Below are 18,165 nucleotides of genomic sequence, written 5' to 3'. Positions count from 1 at the left end.
CCTCCTCAGTTCCCGGTGAGCCGCGCGACGACGGGCGCGAAGCGCTCCGCCTCGTTCTGCTGCACGGTGATGTAGTTGGCCCCGAACCGCTCGCGCCGTTCCCGGAGGCGGTCGACCACCTCGTCCTCCGTGCCGATCAGCACGTTCGGGTGGTCGAGCAGGCCGTCGGGCGGAACGTCCAGGGTGCGCGCGACGCGTCCGGCGGTGGACGTGGCGTCGTCGGTGATCCTGGCGAAGAACGGCGAACTCTCCACCTCCAGGACCGAGATGCGGCTCCCCGCCGCGTCCCGCACCAGGCCGTAACGGTGCTCGGCCTCCTCGGTGGGCGTGCGACCCGCGGCGTTGCGGGCGTCGAACGGTACGTTCGCGAGGCTGACGATGTCGGCCTCCCGCGCCGCCAAGGACAGGACGCGGCGCTGGGAGCCGCCGATCATGATCGGCGGACGCGGGCGCTGCACCGGCAGCGGCAGCCCCGAGTGGCCGACCGCGGTCACATGCTCGCCCCGCAGCTCCAGCGGCTCACCGCCCCACTGGGCCTTGACCAGCGCGACGACCTCGCTCAGCTTGTCCACGCGCCGCCCCGCGGGCGCGAACTCCAGGCCCATGGCGCGGTATTCGGGCTCGCTCCAGCCCGCGCCGATGCCGAATTCGAGACGGCCGTCGGAGAGCAGGTCGATCGTCGCGGCCTCCTTCGCGAGGACGCCCGGGACGTGGTAGTCGACGCAGAACACCCGGCAGCCGACCCGGAGCGTGTCCGTCACCGCCGCGGCCGTGGCCAGTGCCGCCACGGGCGCCAGATGCTGCGCCGGCCAACGGGCCTCGCGCTGTGCCGGACCCGGGCCCAGATAGTGGTCGGCCAGAAAGAGCGTGCTGTAGCCGAGATCCTGCACGGAGCGCGCGGTGTCACGCCATTCCTTCGCGGATGTTGCCTTCGTCGCCTGGACGGCGAACCTAAATGGCTGCAGACTTGTCACGGAACTCAAGATAACTGTCCTGCAGTTGGGGCGCCATGCCCTGGCGGCGACGAACGGGAGGACGCCGTGGTCAAGCGCGCACGCTTCGCCGAGTACCAGGACCGGTACCGCAACTACCGCTTCGAACTGAGCGAGGAGGGGATTCTGTTCATGCAGTGCCACACCGAGGGAGAGAGCCTGGTGTGGGACTGGAAGGCGCACGACGACATGGCCGACGCCTTCGCCGACGTGGCGGGAGACCGCGAGATCAAGGTGCTCATCCACACCGGCACGGGAGCCAACTACAACGCGGACTGGGGCCGGCTGCCGAACGGCGAACTGCCCGAGACGCCGATGTACGACGCCATGCCGGGCGTCCGCGGACTGCGCAAACTCGACGAGAAGGCCTGGTACAACCGCAACCTGATGTGGAACGTCCTCGACGTCGACGTCCCGATGATCAGCGTGGTCAACGGCCCGTGCAACATCCACTCCGAGGTCCCGCTGATGGGCGACATCGTGCTGGCCTCCGAGGACGCGTACTTCCAGGACGTGTCGCACTTTCCGCGCGGTCAGGTCCCGGGCGACGGCCAGCACGTCATCTGGCCCTTCCTGGTCGGTCGTCAACGAGCCAGCTATCTGCTGCTGACCGGCAAGCAACTCGGCGCGCAGGAGGCCAAGGAGTGGGGCGCCGTCTCCGAGGTGCACGCCAAGGACGCGGTCCTGGACCGCGCCTGGGAGCTGGCACGCGAGCTCGCCAAGCGCCCGTACCTGGTTCTGCGCTACACCCGGCAGCTCTTCACGCAGAACCTCAAGCGTGCCTTCCTCGACGAACTCGGCCACGGACTCGGCCGTGAGACGTACGCCCAGCAGGAGTTCTTCCCGTTCGGTGGCGGCATGGCCCCCCTCGACCGGGCCTACGACGACGACCCGTGGACCTGAGCGGTTCAGAAATAGATGACAGTTTTCTGGCGCATCAGTGTGAAACTGAATACTGTTGGTCCACGGTGACGATCGAACCGAGAGGACATGCTCCATGACGGAACTTCAGGAACGACTGGCCACCGGCAAAGGCAAGTTCACGCCGGACTACCCGGAGCTCGGCACCGGGCCCGTCTCGTACGAGGACTGCATATCGCCCGAGTTCTTCGAGGCGGAGCGCGCGGCGGTCTTCGAGCGGTCCTGGCTCTACGTCGGCCGCTCCGAGCAGGTGGAGCGGCGCGGCGCGTACTTCACCCGGGAACTTCCCGGCGGCCTCGCCTCGATCGTGGTCACCCGCGGCACCGACGGCCAGGTGCACGCGTTCCACAATGTCTGCGCGCACCGCGGCAACAAGGTCGTCTGGCAGGAGCATCCGCAGGAGGAGAGCGCGGGCCTGTGCCGGCAGTTCCACTGCAAGTACCACGGCTGGCGCTACGGACTCGACGGGCAGGTCACGCACGTCACGAACGAGCAGGAGTTCTTCGACCTCGACAAGAAGCGGCTGCGGATGCCGTCGGTGCACTGCGAGGAGTTCGCCGGGTTCGTGTTCGTGAACCTCGCCGAAGACCCGGTGCCGCTGCGCAGCTACCTCGGCGAGCGCCTCCTCGAACTGGAGCAGTACCCGTTCGAGAAGATGACGCAGCGCTACGGCTTCCGCGCCCACATCAAGGGGAACTGGAAGCTCGCCGTGGACTCGGTGTGCGAGTGGTACCACCCGCCGTACGTGCACGCCCGGTTCATCGACAAGGACGTCGCCAAGGCCGAGAAGATGGTGCCGCCCGTCGACTCCTACCACTACGACCTGTTCACCCCGCACATGCTCACCTCCGTGCCGGGACCGCCGCCGCTGCCGACCCGCGAGCCCGGCGCGCTCGGCCCCGCGTCCAACGACCAGAAGTGGGTCTATCGCCTCTTCCGCGCCGGCCTGTTCGGCCCGGACGACGTGCCCGACCTCGGCCCGCTGCCCGAGTTCCTGAACAAGGGGCGGATCAAGTCCTGGGGCAACGACCAGTTCTGGCTCTTCCCCAACCTCTCCGTGCAGATCTGGGCCCGCGGCTTCTACATCACGTACACGTACTGGCCCGAGAGCGTCGACTCGCACATCTACGACATCGACCTGTACTTCGTGCCGCCCCGGAACGCCCAGGACCGCCTGGCGCAGGAACTCGTCGTCGACAGCACCATCGAGTTCGCCATGCAGGACGTGAACACCATCGAGGCCACCCACTCCGGCCTCAAGAGCCGCGCCAACCGGGAGTTCCACCTCAGCGACCAGGAGCTTCTCATCCGGCACTTCCACAAGACCGTTCGCGACACCGTCGCCGCTCACCAGGAGGCGTGATGACCACCACCGAACGGCTCCTGCCCGCGGGATTCACCGAGCTCGAACCGTACGTCGAGGACTGGGCGAAGCCCACCCGCCAGGAGCGCTACGACATGCGCCTGGCGAAGAACATGACGGAACTCGGCGCGTTCTACGACGCGATCGCGCCGCGTGCCGAGGAGGCCATCGCACACCTCGACACCCTGGACCTGGACGCCCTGCCCGAGCCCGAACTGCGGCTGCTGCGCCTGTTGTTCTCGTTGATCCTCGTCTCGTACGCGGTCAACGTGTTCGAGCAGCCGAGCATCCCCGACGCGGGCGCGGCGTTCTTCGACACCCTCGTCGAACCGGCCGTGTGAGCAGGGCCCGCAGCGGCGCGGCTACGCTCACGCGGATGAACGTGCAGACACTGGCCGACGTCGACCTGCCGCGGGCCCAGGTCGGCTCCAACCCTCAGCATCTGGTTCTCGGCCTGTTCACCGACCACTGGTCCGCGACCGGCGAACCCCTGCCGTCCGCCGCCCTGGTGGCGCTCCTGAGCGACTTCGGCATCACCCCGGTGAGCGCACGGGCGGCCATCGGCCGGCTTGCGCGCCGGGGGGTTCTGGAGGCGGACAAGCGCGGACGACGCACGTACTACCGGATGACCCCGGGCACCGCCCGCGTCCTGGAACAGACCCAGCGGCGCATGATGGAGTTCGGTGCTCCGGACCGGCCCTGGGACGGCCTGTGGACCACTGTGGTCTTCTCCGTCCCCGACGAACAGCGCGACCTGCGCCACGTCATCCGCCAGCGGCTGCGATTCCTCGGCTACGCCGCCGTGTTCGACGGCGTATGGATGTCGCCGCGCGCCGACCACGAACAGACCGCCGAACTCCTGGAAAGCGTCGGTGTGCGCAACGCCACCGTGCTGCGCTCCACCCTCACCCACGCCCAGGGTGACGGCGACCCGCTGACCTCCTGGGACCTGGACGCCATCGGCGCCGCGTACACCGGATTCATCTCGCGGTACGGCGACCTCGCGAGCCGGACGGCCGCCGGGCAGGTGGGTTCCGCCGAAGCCCTGACCGCGCGGATCGAGGTCAAGGAGGAGTGGCTGCGGATGGTCAGCACCGACCCGGAACTGCCCGCCAACCTGCTGCCCGGCGACTGGCCGGGCCATCGGGCGCGCGCCGTGTTCGTCCAGATCTACGACACGTTGGGGCCGCTCGCCGAGGTCCGCGTCCGCCAGATCATCGCCGAGCAGGACCCGGACCTCGCCGGCCAGGCCAACCACCGCACCACGGCCCACGCCACGTCTCCGCGGGGAGCGGGTACCACCGACTGACCTCAAGGAGTCCCATGACCAGTGCAGCGGGCAGTCTCGCCGGGAAGGTCGCCGTCGTCACCGGTGCCGGATCGGGCATCGGCAGGGCCACCGCCCTGCTGTTCGCCGAGGAGGGCGCCAAGGTCGTCTGCGCCGACCGCAGCGGCGAACAGCACGCCGTCGCCAAGGAGATCGGAGACGGCGCCGCCGTGGCCGTGGATGTCGACGTGGCGGTCGCCGCAGACGTCCGGCGCATGATCGGCGCGGCCGAGGAACGCTTCGGCCGTCTGGACGTGCTGTTCAACAACGCCGGATTCGGCGGCCCCCGCAAACCCCTCGCGGAACAGGACGAGGCCACCTTCGACGACGTGATCGCGGTCAACCTCAAAGGCGTCTTCCTGGGCATGAAGTACGGAATCACCGCCATGCTGCGCACCGGAGGCGGGTCGATCGTGAACACCGCCTCGTCCGCGGCGCTCACCGGCTGGAAGAAGCACTCCGTCTACGCGGCGGCCAAGGGCGGCGTCGTCCAGCTGACCAAGTGCGCCGCGCTCGACTACGCGACCCAGGGCATCCGGGTCAACGCCGTCTGCCCCGGCATGACATGGACCGGGCTCGCCGGGGCCGACGCGGACAACCCCCTCCCACCGCCCGACGCGGTGCTCAAGGTCCAGCCCATGCACCGCTGGGGCCTGCCGACCGAACTGGCCGCCGCCGTGCTCTTCCTCGCCGGCGACGCCTCGTCGTTCGTGACGGGGGTGGCGCTGCCGGTCGACGGCGGCTACGTCATCTGACCCGGGCCCTCCCGTGGCACCTAGTTCGGCTCCCGCTTCTCCATGAACGCCCGCATGCCCTCGCGCGGTTCGGGCGACTCCTCCAGCGCCCAGAACATCGTCTGGTGGTCGACGACCCCGTACCGCTCGTTCAGCATGCGCTTGACATGCATCCTGGCTGTCGGCGCGGTCCGCAGTACCTCGCGCGCCGCCTGAAGGGCCGCCGCGCGCAGCGTGTCGTGCGGCACCACGCGGGCGATCAGGCCGAGGCGCAGAGCCTCGGCAGCGTCGAAGCGGCGCGCCGACAGGAGCAGGTCACGGGCGACCGCCACACCCACATGGGCGGGCAGGGTGGCCGCGAACGTGGCGTCCGGGATGCCCCGCAGCAGCTCCGGCACCCGGAACGTCGCCCGGTCACTGGCGACCGCGATGTCGGCCATCATCGCGATCAGCAGCCCGCCGGCCTGGCAGATGCCGTTCACGGCGGCGATCACCGGGGCCCGGCTCTCCCGGATGGCGGTGAACGGCAGGAACTCGTGACCGATGCCCGGGGGCACGCCGTCGCCCTCCCGGTTGCGTCCGCCCAGGTCCCCGCCCGGAGCGAACACGTCCCCCGTGCCCGTGACGACCAGCGCGGCCAGCTCCGGATCGGCGTTTACGAGGCGCACCGCCCGCTTGATGCCGAAGTACATCGCCGGGGTCAGCGCGTTGCGCGCCTCCGGCCGGTCGATGCGGCACCAGGCGATGACGCCGTCCCGTTCGAAGCGCAGTCCGGCCGTGCCCAACTCGTCCCCCACGCCCGCTCCTCCGCTCTCGCGTGATTGTTCAGGTGACCGCGCCCGCCTCCTTCAGGGCGAGGATGCGCTCCCAGTCCATGCCCAGTTCGAGCAGGATCTGTTCGGTGTGGGCGGCGAACTCCGGCGCGGGTTCCAGATCGACCGGCTCGGTGTCGAACTGCACGGGACTCGCGGCCAGTTCGAGCTCCCCGGCCTGGGTGACGTACTTGTTGGCGCGGACCTGTACGTCGTCGCCGACCTGGACGGAGTCCTGCACGGGAGCCCAGGGCCCGGCCAGGGTGACGAAGCGTTCGGCCCACTCCGCGAGCGGCCGGGCGGCGAAGGCCTCGCGCAGCAGTTCCACCCCCTCCTCCACGTGCTCGGCGATGAGTTCGGCGGTCGCGAAGCGCGCGTCGTCGGCGAGGTCCGGCCGGCCGACGTGCCGGCACACGTCCGCCCAGTACTTCTGCGGCTGCAGCATCACCAGGGACACATGCCGGTCGTCGGCCGTGCGGTAGATGCCGCTGAGCGGGTTCGCCATCGCATTGGGGCCGCCCGGCCGTGCCATCAACCACGGCTTCTTCTGCGCGCGGGCAAGGGCGATGCCGTGCCCCATGGCCCACACGCCGCTGCCGAGCAGGGACACATCCACGACGGAGCCCTGGCCCGTGCGCTCCCGGTGCAGCAGCGCCGCCGCGACGCCGCCCGCGAGGTTCGTCCCGGAGATGGTGTCCCCGTACGCGGGCACCGGCGGCGAGAGTATGCCCTCCATGCCTTCCGGGGTGATGCTGGCCGCCGTCGACGAACGCGCCCAGAAGGCGGTCATGTCGTAGCCGCCCTTGCCGGACTCCGGACCGCTGGGGCCGAACGCGCTGCCGCGGGCGTACACGATGTCCGCCCTGATCGTGCGGATGTCCTCGGGCTCGATGCCGAAGCGGCGGCGCGCCGCGGGCAGAAAACTGGTCAGGAACACATCGGCGCCCGCGACCAGTTCGCGCAGCACCGCCATCCCCTCCGGTTTGGAGATGTCCAGGCCCAGGCTGCGCTTTCCGCGGTTGGCGTGCTCGATGTTGGGGTTCGGGTCGCCTTCCTCGACGACGAAGGCGCCCGTGCGCCGCAGGCCGCGCTGTGGGTCCCCGTGCACGGCGTGCTCGATCTTGACGACGTCCGCGCCCCAGTCGGCGAGCACGGCACCGGCCGAGGGCACGAAACCGTACATCGCGACCTCGATGACCCTGATTCCCTCAAGAGGCTTCACTTCGCCACCGCCCCGAACGTCTTGGTCTCCAGGAATTCCGCGAGCCCTTCGAGCCCGTACTCGCGGCCGACCCCCGACTGCTTGTAGCCGCCGAAGGGGCTGTCCGGCGCGAAGTAGTTGCCGCCGTTGATGCTGAACGTGCCGCTGCGGATGCGCCGCGCCACGTTCACCGCGCGCTCCTCGGACGCGGAGAACACGGCACCGGACAGGCCGTAGACGGAGTTGTTGGCGATGCGTACGGCGTCGGCGGCGTCGTCGTTGTTGTTGTCTTCGGCGTCGTACGCGATGACGGACAGGACCGGGCCGAAGACCTCCTCCTGCGCGATCTCGCTGTCCGGGTCAACCCCGGCCAGGAGCGTGGGCCGGTAGAAGAAGCCGGGGTTCGTCCGCTCGCCGCCGCACACCAGCTTCGCCCCGTCGGCCACGGCGCGCCGCACCATGGCGTCCACCTTGTCGCGCTGGCGCTCGCTGATGAGCGGCCCCATGTACGTGGCCGGGTCGGCGGGGTCACCGACCGGGATGTGGGACATGGCCTGGGCGACCATCTCGACGACCTCGTCGTGCCGCTCACGTGGCACCAGGAGGCGGGTGCAGATCGCGCAGCCCTGCCCGGCGTGGCTGCAGGACATGTACGCCGCCATCATCGAAGCGGCCTGGAAGTCGGCGTCGTCGAGCAGCACCATGGCGGACTTGCCGCCGAGTTCGAGGAAGACGCGTTTGACCGTGCCGGACGCGGCGGCCATGATGCGGCGTCCTGTGGCGGTCGAGCCGGTGAACGTGACCACGTCGACGTTCGGGTGGGTGGTCAGCACCTCGCCGGCCGCCGCGCCCGAGGAGGACAGGATGTTGACGACGCCGGCCGGGATGTCGGTGTGCTCCGCGATCAGTTCACCGAGCGCCAGGGTGATCAGCGGGGTGTCCGGCGAGCCCTTGAGGACGACGGTGCAGCCCGCGGCGAGGGCGGGGGTGATCTTCCCCAGGGCGATCTGGTTCGGGTAGTTGTACGGGATGATCGCCGCGACCACCCCGGCCGCCTCCTTCTCGACCCAGCGGCGGTGCCGTGCGCCACGGGCCTCGACGACCCCGAGGTCGCGGCTGAACTCGTAGGCCGGCAGCAGGTCGGCGTACCAGCGGACGACGCCGATCGGCTCCTCCAGCTGGGCGCCCGCGGTGAGTTGGTGCGGGGCGCCGACCTCCGCGATGGTCAGGGCCCGCAGTTCTTCCTTGTGCGCGACTAGTGTGCGGTGCAGCTGGTCGAGGCAGTGCGCGCGGAAGTCCCGGTCGGTGGCCCAGGTGGTGGTGTCGAAGGCCCGGCGGGCGGCGGCGACGGCGGCCTCGGCCTCGGCGGGGCCCGCGTCGGGGGCATGGCCGATGACGGCACCCGTGGCCGGGTTGAGGGAGGCGAACGTGGTCGTGGCGGTGGTGAGCCGGCCGTCTATCAGAAGCCGCCGGTCGGGGGCTGTGTCGGTCATCTGCTGTGCGCCTCCTGCGAAACTGAGCTGCCGCGAAAGTGAACGGTCATGAAGCGAAGGGGAGTTCAGGCCCTGCGGGCAGTGCCCCCGTGGGTACGGTCACTCCTTTGCGGCGTCGGGTGCGTCGAGTGCGTCGAGCGGGGCGCCCATCCGCTCCAGGGCGACACGGGCCTGTGCGAGCACCGCCTCGGCGGGGGTGCCGTCGACGAGGGCCCCCATCAGCCGGACGTCCTTGCCGAGCAGCCCGCCCGCCATGGAGCCCAGGCGTGCCGGATCACAGCCCGACGCGGCGAGCCGGCCGAGCGCGAAGCTGGCGGCGCTGCCGTGGCCCGCGACCTCGGCGAAGCGCTCCGGCTCGACACCCAGCTGCTGCCCCAGTGCCAGGGCGCTGGCGGCGATCCCGAAGTTGGCGGTGAACAGGGTGTTGTTGAGGAGCTTGGTGACCTGTCCCGCGCCGAGCGGCCCCAGGTGCACGACCGGGTCGCCGTACGTCTCGAAGACCGGGCGGCAGCGCTCCACCGCCTCGCTCTCGCCGCCCACCATGACGAGCAGCTTTCCCGAGGCCGCCGCCGGACCGCCGCCGCTGACCGGGGCGTCCACGACGTGCGCGCCCCGCTCGGCGGCGAGCGCGCCCAGGCGTCGGCAGGTGTCGGGGTGGACGGTGCTGTGCACGGCGAGAACGGCGCCGGGGCGCAGACCCGCCATGACGCCGGACGGACCGAGGACCACCTCCTCCACATCGGCGTCCGCCACCACGCACACGCCCACCACGTCGCAGACGGAAGCCAACTCGGCCGGTGTGGCGGCGAGTTCGGCCTTCGTGCCCGCGAACGCCTCCAAGGACGCGGGGCTGCGCGCCCACAGTGTCAGGGGGAGCCCGGCGTCCAGGACGCGCTGGGCCATGGGGGCACCCTGACTGCCCAGGCCGATGAATCCGGCGTGTGTCACAAGACCTCCAACGGAAGGGTTTTCTCAGGCCTGTTCGGAGGTCTGAGGCTCAGGTTTCCCGGACATCTCGGGTGTCTCGGGCGGCTTGGGCTTCTCGGGCCGCCAGAAGGTGGCGAGCAGGCCGCCCGTCGCCGCGACGCCGATCCCGAGCGCGACGGCGCCGCCGGCCCAGCCGGTCACCTCGATGTCGAACGCCGCGTCGAGGGACCAGGGGCCGGGCCCGGTTACGGCGAGGGCCAGACAGCTCACGCCCAGGACGAGGACGTACTCGTAGCCGTCCTTGAAGACGAAGAAACCGTTGGAGCGATGCGCGAGCAGGCCCGCCACGAGCATTACGGAGATCACCGCCGCGCAGGCCATCGGCGTCAGGAAGCCGGCGGCGAGCAGCACCCCGGCGCCGATCTCCGTGATCACGCTCATCCAAGCCTGCAGCCGCCCGTTGCGCAGCCCCAGGCTCTCGAACCAGCCCGCGGTGCCCGCGATGCGCCCACCACCGCGCCAGTGGTTCAGGCCGTGCACGGCCATCGTCGCGCCGATCACCAGGCGCAGCAGGAGCACGGCGAACGCCTCGGCGTCACTCATGCGACCTCTCCTTCCGTTGTGTCAGCCCTGCCAGCCCTGCTGGCGTCGTCCGCCCCGTCGCGTTCGCGCCGGACAGCGCACTCTTCGGCGAACGCGAGGACTCGCAGGTGATAGCTGCGGGCGGCGAACCCCAGGCTCAAGTTGTGGCCGCAGCCCGCCTGTTCGTTGGGCCGGACGAGGGGCGACGCGGTGAAGAGCCCGGTGATCTCGGCCAGCGCGGCGGGCCCCGACTCCCAGACCCCCTCGTGGTCGCCGAGGCTGAACTGCACCGGAATCCGTACCTCGGCGGCGAGCGGGGCGAAGTCGCGCTCCACCCACTTGCGCGCGGTTCCCTCGTAGGCGGGGGTGCCCGAGGCGATGTACGGGGTGTTCCACACGTCGCGCGCGTACAGTTCGGCCGGCCCCCACAGCGCCGCTCGGATGCCGGCGGGACGTCGGCCGCTGCGCCGATGGGCCGCACCCCCCTCGTCCAAAGCGCGCATTGTGTCGGGCTGGTGCCGCAGGCCGGTGCCCGCGATCTCCAGGCCGAGCAGCCGGCGCCCTCGGGGGTCGGCCGCCATGCGCGTCGCGAGCTCGCAGCCCGCCGAGTGCGCGGCCAGGAACACGGCGGGGCGGCCCGGAAGTTGGTCCAGGAATCGATCGAGCGCCGCGTACGCGGTGTCGACGCGCCGCTGCGGATCGCGGTAGTGCTCGGCATGGGGCGCGGAGATCCCGTAGCCGGGCCGGTCCATGGCGACGACCGCGTAGCCGAGTGCGGCTCCGGCGCGCAGCAGGGACAGTTCGGGCCGGCCGGGGCAGTCGAAGTACAGCGAGGTGGTGCCGCCGCCGTGCAGCGCGAGGATCACCGCGCGGGGCGACGGCGGCGAGCAGACACGGGCGGACAGCGGGAGTCCGTCCACCCGGACGGTCGCGGTGCGCACGCTCGGCGCGGCACCGCCGTCGAGGGCCGCCTCCAGGCGGCCGGGCACCGTCATACGTCCGCTCGCAGCAGCATGACACCGCTCGGTGTGAGGCCCCCCGTGGCGACCACCGCGGTTCGCGCGCCGCCGATCTGCCGGGCGCCGCCCTCGCCGCGCAACTGGGTGATCGCCTCACGGACCAGGCCCATGCCGTGGGTGCGGCCGTGCGAGAGCTGCCCGCCGTGCGGATTGACGGGCAGCAACCCGTCGCGGGCGATGTTCTTGCCGCCGTCCAGGAAGTCCTTGGCCTCGCCGATGCCGCAGAAGCCCAACGCCTCTATCCAGGAAAGGCAGTTCATGGTGAAGCCGTCGTACAGCAGCGCCACGTCGACATCCGCGGGGCGCAGCTCGGTGCGGGTCCACAGGTGGGCGGCCTGCCCGAGCACCTGTGGCTCGTGCGTGGAGGTCGACTGGTCCCATTCGAGGCGCTCGACCAGCTGGGTGCCCACCGCCTCCACGAGCACGGGCGGCTTCGGCAGCTCGCGCGCGGCGTCCACGGCCGAGACCACCACCGCGATCGACGCGTCGCAGGGCACGTCGCAGTCGTAGAGGCCGAAGGGGCTGGTGATGGGGCGGGCCGACAGATAGTCGTCCATGGTGAGCGGCTCGCGGTAGATCGCCTCGGGGTTGAGGGCGGCGCCCGCGCGCTGGTTGAGGGCTATCCAGCCCAGCGTCTCGCGGGTGGTGCCGTACGCGTGGAAGTGGCGCTGTGCGTTCTGCGCGAGGGCGTGGGCGGCGGAGACCGCGCCGAACGGTGCGGTCCACTGGGCACCGTCCGTCACCCGGTCGGGCTGGGTGGCGGGCCGCCTGCCCTCGCGCAGCTGCTGGGTGTGGGTGGTCTCCCACACGGTGCGGAAACACAGCACGTGCCGGGCCAGACCGCCCGCGACGGCGAGCATCGCGGCGATCACCGAGCCGGTGGGGCCGAAGGTCTCCATCCCGCCGTTGTGCCAGGTCGGGCGGATCCCGAGGGCGTTCTCCAGGGCGTTGACCCCGCCCTCGCCGAACCCGGCGGTGACGCCGGCGCCCGGGTAGGTGGCCAGGCCGTCGATGCCGTCGAGGGTCAGCCCGGCGTCCGCGACGGCCTTCTCGCACGCCTCGACGGTGAGCGTGAGCGGCGGCACGCCGAGGCGGCGGCCGATGCGGGAGGCTCCGGTGCCGGTGAGCGCGGCCTTGTGCTCGAAGCGTTCGGCGCCGAGCGGGGGACGTACGAGAGCTCGGATCCGCTCGGGGCCCGGGTGGTCCGGCGGCAGCGCGACGGGCTCGTCCGGCTGCTCGGCGCCGGGCCGGAACAGCGGCAGCCAGACGTCCTCGACCTGCTCGAAGACGACCTCCAGGCGCATGCCGAGCCGCAGTTCGGACGGTTCGCAGCCGATGATGCCGGTGGTGAGCCGCACCCGCGGGTCCTCGTCGATCGTCACCCGGGCCACCACGTACGGCGGTTCGAGGCCGGGCGAGGAGAAGCGTTCGTTGACGGTGAAGGAGACCAGGGTGGCCGTGCCCGCGACCTCGGTGACGGTCAGGGCGTGGCCTCGGCAGTACCGGCACACCGGCTGGGGTGGATGGATCAGCGCCGAGCAGCCCTCGCACCGCTGGAAGCGGAGGCGGCCGTCCGCGCCGGACGTCCAGAAGAACTCGGTCTCGTCCGTCAGCAGGGGCAGGGGGCGCCGGGCCACAGGATCTCCTTGGGAAGCGCTACGGGCACCTCCCCCGTCCGGTGCGGGCGGGGGAGGGCGCGAGGGTCAGCGGATGTCGGCCCGCTCGCCGCGCGTGGTCACCGGGGCCGCGAGGCCCTGCTCGTCGCAGGCTTTCTGCAGCTTGTCCAGGGTCTCGTCGAGTCCCGGGCCGAGCCGCGGGCCCGGCGTGAAGTCGGCGGGCAGATGGCGCATGCCGTTGATGACGCCGACGGAGTCGTAGTACACGGTCCCCTCCGCGTCGCACGCGTAGTCCGGCATCCGGTCCATGACGTGGGCGATCATGCGCTTGAACACCACCCGCGCCACGTTGGAGCCGATGCAGCGGTGGATGCCGAGGCCGAACGCCTGGTGGCGGTTGCCCTTGCGTTCCAGGTCGACGGTGTTCGGGTCGAGGAAGACGGCCGGGTCGCGGTTGGCCATGGCCCACGACAGCCAGAGCCGGTCGCCCTCCCTGAACTCCTGTCCGGCCATCTCGCAGTCCACGGAGACGGTACGGCCGTTGCCCACGGCGGGGGTGAAGTAGCGCAGGAACTCCTCCGTGGCGGGGTCGAGGAGTGTTCCGCGCTCCCGGCTGAGCCGCTCGCGCTCCTCGGGGTGCTGCGACAGCCACTCGATCGAACGGCCGGTCAGTGCGGTGGTCGTGTCGAAGCCGCCCCCGATCAGCAGGGCGAGGACCCCGATGAGGTCCATGTCGGACGGCTCGGTGTCGCCGATCTTCGCGTTGACCACGGCGTCCACGAGCCCTGCCCGGGGCTCGGTGCGGATCGCCTGCATCTGCCGCCCGAGGTCCTGCATCATCGCGAGGTGCAGGTCACGCACCCGCGCCATGTCGGGGGAGTCGGGCGGCGTGTAGACCCCGGCGTGCGAGGGCTCGTTGTAGATCTGCCAGTTCCTCAGCGGGATCCCCATCATGGCCAGGGTGAACACCGCGGGCACCGGGTTGGCGAGATCCTCCACGAAGTCGATGCGGCCCGACTCGATCCGCTCGTCGACACAGGCGCGGATCAGGTCGTCCAGGAACGGGATCCAGCGCTGCACCGCAGCCGGTGAGAGATACGGGTTGAGGGCCTGGCGGTAGTAGCGCTGCTCCGGCGGGTCCATCTCCAGGAACCCGCCGCGAAAGCCCCGGTTGCGGTTCGGAGCGGGGATGCTTATGCCGACGTAGCCGTTGCGCTCGCCGGTCACGTCGTGGTCGTTGGAGAGCTTGTCGGCGGACCGCGCGAGGTCGAAGACGGTCTGGTGTCCGGCGGCCACGAAGTGCCCGCCGTGTGTGTCGGACCAGGCCAGGGGGCAGCGGCCCTGCATCTCCTCGGTGATCTCGACGAACCGCTCGCGGTAGTCGGGGGCGTGCCGGTCGAACTCGTACCGACGGTTCTTGCGTGCCTGTTCGGCGGCGTCGGGCGCGTCGTGTGCGTTCACGATGTTGCTCCGTTGCTCCCTGTGCGGGTGGGCCCGTCGGCGGTGTTGGTGTCGGTGAGGGATATGGCCCGCTCCGGGCAGGAGCGCACCGCCTCGGCGGCGGCCGCCTCCTCGCCCGCCGGGACGTCCTCGCCGACCGGCGACGAATGCCCGTCGATCTCGCTGAGCCGGAACACCTTCGGCGCGATCATGGCGCAGAGGGTGTGCCCCTGACAGCGGTCCTCGTCGACGCTGACCTTCATGAACAGCCCTTTCGTTCCGTTCTTCTGACGTCCCGTCAGCGGCGCCAGTCGTACCACTTCAGATAGCCGCCCGCGTCCACGCGCAGCTGCACGCCGGTGATGTACCGGGCCTCGTCGGAGGCGAGGAACAGCACCGCGTTGCTGATGTCGATCGGCTCCACGAACGGGATGGGCATCGCCTGCTGCGAGGCGAACGCGGGCTCGGCGTCCTGCCGGGTCGGGTGCTCCAGGTCGGGGCGGAACGACTTGTACATCGGCTCGCTCTGGAGCATCGGGGTGTTGCAGTTCGTGGGGTGCACGACATTGGCGCGCTGCCTCAACGGAGCCAGGTTGCGGGCCAGTTCGTGCACGTACTCCGCGAGGGCCCGCTTGGCGTACGCGTAGCCGGCGCCGCCCGGGTTGGAGCCGGGGTTGTCCACGATGCCGTGCTCCATGAGGGCGGCCGTCGAGGCGGTGGCGATCACGGATGCGCCCTCGCGCAGATGCGGCAGGGCGGCCTGGATGGCGTTGATGCTGCCGATCAGGTCGACGTCGACGGCGTCGGCCCACGCCTGCAGCGGCGGAGAGCCGTGCAGGGGCGCGATACCGGCCTGCGCGACGACGATGTCGATCCCGCCGAACTCGGCCACCGTGCTGTCCACGGCGTCCCGCATCGCATCGATGCTGCGCACATCGGCCTGGATCGGAAGGACCCTGCGGCCCAGCTTCTCCACGAGCCGCGCCGTCTCCTTCAGGTCCTCCGGCGTCGCCATCGGATAGTCGACCGTCTCGTAGTCGCGGCACAGGTCGATCGCGACGATGTCGGCACCCTCCTCCGCGAGCCGCACCGCGTGACTGCGCCCCTGGCCGCGTGCCGCGCCGGTGATGAACGCGACCTTTCCTTCGACTCGCCCCATGCCGCTTCCCCTTGTTCGTCTTCCCGCGCCGTCGGCGGTGTGCCGAATGCGGATCTTGTTGCTGCGTACCGCCGCGGAACCGGGCGTGACCCGGTCATCTGCTGGTGGAGGACCCGGCGCGATCCGGCGCGGCACGATCCAGCGCGGCGAGCGCCGGCTCAAGAGCGCCGAGCCGTACGCCGAGCCGGTCCGCGACCTGCCGGACGACCGCCACGTCCTTGTCCAGGAACTCCCGTACGTCGGTGATGAATCGCCCCGCCGAACCGCGCGACGACGCCCCCGCCAGGGCCCGGCTCGCCGCGCTGCCGTGACCGAGCGCCGACAGGAGGGCGCTCTCCTCGACGCCGAGGTCGCGGCCCAGCCGCGTTGCCTCCGAGACCAGCCCCAACTGGGCTGCGAACAGCGCGTTGTTCACGAGCTTCACGCTCTGCCCCGCGCCCACCGGACCCACCGCGAGCACCGGGTCCGCGTAGGCCGCGAGCACCGGCCGCAGCCGGTCGACGGTGGCCTCGTCGCCGCCTGCGAAGACGGTCAGCCGGCCCGCCACGATGTCGCGCGGCCCGCCGCTCACCGGCGCGTCGAGCACCGCGATGCCGCGCGCCTCGGCCCGCTCGGCGATCTCCTGGACGGTGCGTGGGCCGACGGTGGTGTGGACGATCAGCGCGGTGCCCTCCGGTAGCGCGTCGAGCAGCCCGCCGTCGAGGCAGACCGTGCGCACCTGCCGGTCGTTGAACACGCACACCAGGGCCGCGTCGGCCTCGCGCACCGCGTCCTCGGCATGGTCGGCGGTGCGGACGCCCTCACCGGCCAGCGCGGTGCGCCGCTCCGGCGTGCGGCCCACGGCACACACCTCGTGGCCGGCCGCCACCAGGCGGCGCACCATGGGCAGCCCCATGCGTCCCGCACCGATGAACCCCAGCCGCTTCACGGGTGATCCGCGCGCCACAAGAATTCCCCTTTCATTTCGCGAGAACTGTAATCTCGCCCATGGGCTCACGGAAGGTGTCGGCCGCGACTTTCTCCGGGGTGTCCGTCGTCCCGTGCGCTCCGCTGGGCCTGTTGCCCGGAAGTTGGGAGAATCGTATTCTCCAGTCATGAAAACAGGAGATGCACGGTCATGACCACCACGCCCGAGGCCGGGCCGACCGAGCCCCGCATCGCGCCCCTGCCGGTCCGGCAGTGGCCGCCGCAGATGCGCGAGGCCCTGGCCGCCCTCGTTCCTCCGGCGCCCCGGCATCCGGTGCCCGACAAGGGAGCCGACCGCCCCAAGGGCCTCAACGCGCTCGGCGTCCTGGCCCGCTACCCGGAACTGACCCGCGCCTTCAACGTCTTCAACGGCCATCTGCTCTTCGCCACCAGCCTGATGATCCGCCAGCGCGAGCTCCTCGTCCTGCGGATCGGCGCGCTGCGCGAGGCCACGTACCAGTGGAAGCAGCACGAGTGGATCGCACGGCACGAGGCCGGCATGACGGACGAGGAGATCGCGCGGGTCGCCGAGGGGCCCGGCGCCCCCGGCTGGAACGACGAGGAGCGTGCGCTGCTGCGGGCCGTGGACGAGCTGATCGCGGACGCGCGGATCGCGGACAGCACCTGGCGGGAGCTGACCAAGGTGCTGGACGAGCGGCAGTTGATGGACGTGGTGTTCAGCGTCGGGGCGTACGACACGATCGCCATGGCCTTCAGGACCTTCGGGGTGGTACTCGACGACGACCTCGGCGGGGTCGGCTGACAGGGGGACTCGCGCATGGCGAGTTGGCGGGAACAGGCCGTCGCCCGCTCGGTCGACCCGGTGCGGGCGCGCGCCGAGAAGCGGGTGCAGAGGTTTCTCGATGCCGCGCTCGAACTGATCGTCGGCGAATCGGGCAAGGACTTCACGGTCCAGGAGGTCGTCAAGAAGTCGGGGCAGTCGCTGCGCAGCTTCTACCAGAACTTCGGCGGCAAGCACGAGCTGCTGCTCGCGCTCCTTGAGGAGTCGGTCCACAGCACCGCGCGCCGGTTGCGGGAGACCGTCGCGCAGGAGCCGGACGCGCTGAGTCGGCTGCGGCGCTTCACCGTCGAGTACCACCGGCTGTGCCGGCCGCCGACCGAGGCGCGTTCCCCGAGGTCCGTCGAGATCCTCGGCATGGCCGACTTCGCGCAGCAGCTGCTGACCGACGATCCCCAGGAGGCGTCCGGGGCCTTCGCCCCGATGTTCGCGCTTCTTGAGGAGATCCTCGACGAGGCGGCCGCCGAGGGGTCGGTGCGTGCCGGACTCGACCGGCGCGCGGCGGCCGGGGCGATGCTGCAGGCCATCATGTTCAACTCGTTCGCCCTCAGCATCAGCGGTGCCTTCGTGCGACCCGGCGCTGAAGGCAGCGAGCAGGCCGAGGCGTTGTGGGATCTGCTCGCCCATGGGGTGATGGACGTACGTCGGACGTCGGCGGCGGACAGGCCGGAGACGTCACGTACGGAAACGCCATTCTCGTAATCAGAGATTATTGATATCGTGTTGTGGTCCGGCGCTTCGAGTACGAGAGGGGCACCACGTGAAGGGCTTGGAGGCTTTGCACGGTCAGCGATACAGCGACGAACGGAGATCC

Annotated in this window: 19 protein-coding genes; 7 read left to right on the top strand and 12 right to left on the bottom strand. The window is 70.9% G+C overall.

Annotated features, from left to right (window positions below; all coding sequences use genetic code 11):
- Window positions 1–5: 5 nt before the first annotated feature.
- A complete protein-coding gene (locus tag OG303_RS02690; RefSeq protein ID WP_405864318.1) occupies window positions 6–974 on the bottom strand; it encodes a TIGR03621 family F420-dependent LLM class oxidoreductase in 969 nt (322 codons plus the stop codon).
- A gap of 66 nt (window positions 975–1,040) precedes the next feature.
- On the opposite strand from OG303_RS02690, the gene OG303_RS02685 reads away from it, so the two are divergent.
- The 5 genes from OG303_RS02685 (at window position 1,041) to OG303_RS02665 (ending at window position 5,358) form a co-directional block, all read left to right on the top strand.
- Window positions 1,041–1,895, top strand: a complete 855-nt coding sequence (locus OG303_RS02685; protein WP_405864316.1) for an enoyl-CoA hydratase/isomerase family protein — start codon at window positions 1,041–1,043, stop codon at window positions 1,893–1,895.
- A 94-nt stretch (window positions 1,896–1,989) separates the two neighbouring features.
- Window positions 1,990–3,276 (top strand): SRPBCC family protein, encoded by a 1,287-nt coding sequence (locus OG303_RS02680; RefSeq protein ID WP_405864314.1) that lies wholly within the window; start codon window positions 1,990–1,992, stop codon window positions 3,274–3,276.
- Window positions 3,276–3,617 (top strand): hypothetical protein, encoded by a 342-nt coding sequence (locus tag OG303_RS02675; RefSeq protein ID WP_405864312.1) that lies wholly within the window; start codon window positions 3,276–3,278, stop codon window positions 3,615–3,617. Before OG303_RS02680 ends, OG303_RS02675 begins: the two co-directional genes overlap by 1 nt.
- A 35-nt stretch (window positions 3,618–3,652) precedes the next feature.
- Window positions 3,653–4,585 carry a PaaX family transcriptional regulator C-terminal domain-containing protein gene (locus OG303_RS02670; RefSeq protein ID WP_405864310.1) on the top strand — a complete coding sequence of 311 codons (933 nt, stop codon included), beginning with the start codon at window positions 3,653–3,655 and terminating at the stop codon, window positions 4,583–4,585.
- A 14-nt stretch (window positions 4,586–4,599) separates the two neighbouring features.
- Window positions 4,600–5,358 carry an SDR family NAD(P)-dependent oxidoreductase gene (locus OG303_RS02665; protein ID WP_405864308.1) on the top strand — a complete coding sequence of 253 codons (759 nt, stop codon included), beginning with the start codon at window positions 4,600–4,602 and terminating at the stop codon, window positions 5,356–5,358.
- Between the two features lie 20 nt (window positions 5,359–5,378).
- On the opposite strand, the gene OG303_RS02660 is transcribed toward OG303_RS02665, so the two are convergent.
- The 11 genes from OG303_RS02660 to OG303_RS02610 all read right to left on the bottom strand — a co-directional run bounded on the left by OG303_RS02660 (window position 5,379) and on the right by OG303_RS02610 (window position 16,514).
- Window positions 5,379–6,134 carry an enoyl-CoA hydratase/isomerase family protein gene (locus OG303_RS02660; protein WP_405864306.1) on the bottom strand — a complete coding sequence of 252 codons (756 nt, stop codon included), beginning with the start codon at window positions 6,132–6,134 and terminating at the stop codon, window positions 5,379–5,381.
- A 28-nt stretch (window positions 6,135–6,162) separates the two neighbouring features.
- Window positions 6,163–7,371 carry a CaiB/BaiF CoA transferase family protein gene (locus OG303_RS02655; protein ID WP_405864304.1) on the bottom strand — a complete coding sequence of 403 codons (1,209 nt, stop codon included), beginning with the start codon at window positions 7,369–7,371 and terminating at the stop codon, window positions 6,163–6,165.
- Window positions 7,368–8,843 carry an aldehyde dehydrogenase family protein gene (locus tag OG303_RS02650; RefSeq protein ID WP_405864302.1) on the bottom strand — a complete coding sequence of 492 codons (1,476 nt, stop codon included), beginning with the start codon at window positions 8,841–8,843 and terminating at the stop codon, window positions 7,368–7,370. The genes OG303_RS02655 and OG303_RS02650 overlap by 4 nt, the downstream gene beginning before the upstream one ends.
- A gap of 99 nt (window positions 8,844–8,942) precedes the next feature.
- Window positions 8,943–9,791 (bottom strand): NAD(P)-dependent oxidoreductase, encoded by an 849-nt coding sequence (locus OG303_RS02645; protein WP_405864301.1) that lies wholly within the window; start codon window positions 9,789–9,791, stop codon window positions 8,943–8,945.
- Between the two features lie 24 nt (window positions 9,792–9,815).
- Window positions 9,816–10,373 carry a DoxX family protein gene (locus tag OG303_RS02640; protein ID WP_405864299.1) on the bottom strand — a complete coding sequence of 186 codons (558 nt, stop codon included), beginning with the start codon at window positions 10,371–10,373 and terminating at the stop codon, window positions 9,816–9,818.
- Window positions 10,370–11,347: an alpha/beta hydrolase gene (locus OG303_RS02635; RefSeq protein ID WP_405864297.1), complete on the bottom strand. Its 978-nt coding sequence runs from the start codon at window positions 11,345–11,347 to the stop codon at window positions 10,370–10,372. The genes OG303_RS02640 and OG303_RS02635 overlap by 4 nt, the downstream gene beginning before the upstream one ends.
- Window positions 11,344–13,008, bottom strand: coding sequence for a thiolase C-terminal domain-containing protein (locus OG303_RS02630; protein WP_405864295.1), 1,665 nt, complete (start codon window positions 13,006–13,008; stop codon window positions 11,344–11,346). The genes OG303_RS02635 and OG303_RS02630 overlap by 4 nt, the downstream gene beginning before the upstream one ends.
- Before the next feature lie 66 nt (window positions 13,009–13,074).
- Window positions 13,075–14,448: a cytochrome P450 gene (locus OG303_RS02625; RefSeq protein ID WP_405864293.1), complete on the bottom strand. Its 1,374-nt coding sequence runs from the start codon at window positions 14,446–14,448 to the stop codon at window positions 13,075–13,077.
- A complete protein-coding gene (locus tag OG303_RS02620) occupies window positions 14,445–14,690 on the bottom strand; it encodes a ferredoxin (RefSeq protein WP_405864291.1) in 246 nt (81 codons plus the stop codon). The genes OG303_RS02625 and OG303_RS02620 overlap by 4 nt, the downstream gene beginning before the upstream one ends.
- Window positions 14,691–14,725: 35 nt before the next feature.
- Window positions 14,726–15,586 (bottom strand): mycofactocin-coupled SDR family oxidoreductase, encoded by an 861-nt coding sequence (locus OG303_RS02615; protein WP_405864289.1) that lies wholly within the window; start codon window positions 15,584–15,586, stop codon window positions 14,726–14,728.
- A gap of 94 nt (window positions 15,587–15,680) precedes the next feature.
- On the bottom strand, window positions 15,681–16,514 hold the full coding sequence (locus OG303_RS02610) for an NAD(P)-dependent oxidoreductase (RefSeq protein WP_405864287.1): 834 nt from the start codon (window positions 16,512–16,514) through the stop codon (window positions 15,681–15,683).
- Window positions 16,515–16,703: 189 nt separating this feature from the next.
- Between OG303_RS02610 and OG303_RS02605 the strand changes: the two genes are divergently transcribed.
- Together OG303_RS02605 and OG303_RS02600 are read left to right on the top strand one after the other, a co-directional pair.
- A complete protein-coding gene (locus OG303_RS02605; protein WP_405864285.1) occupies window positions 16,704–17,315 on the top strand; it encodes a carboxymuconolactone decarboxylase family protein in 612 nt (203 codons plus the stop codon).
- 15 nt (window positions 17,316–17,330) lie between these two features.
- Window positions 17,331–18,053, top strand: coding sequence for a TetR/AcrR family transcriptional regulator (locus tag OG303_RS02600; protein WP_405864283.1), 723 nt, complete (start codon window positions 17,331–17,333; stop codon window positions 18,051–18,053).
- The last annotated feature ends 112 nt before the right edge of the window (window positions 18,054–18,165 follow it).

The sequence above is a fragment of the Streptomyces sp. NBC_00005 genome, assembly GCF_045160215.1.
Taxonomy (GTDB): domain Bacteria; phylum Actinomycetota; class Actinomycetes; order Streptomycetales; family Streptomycetaceae; genus Streptomyces.
The sequence above is the reverse complement of the archived record's forward strand: the minus strand, read 5'-3'. Positions and strand labels throughout refer to the sequence as shown.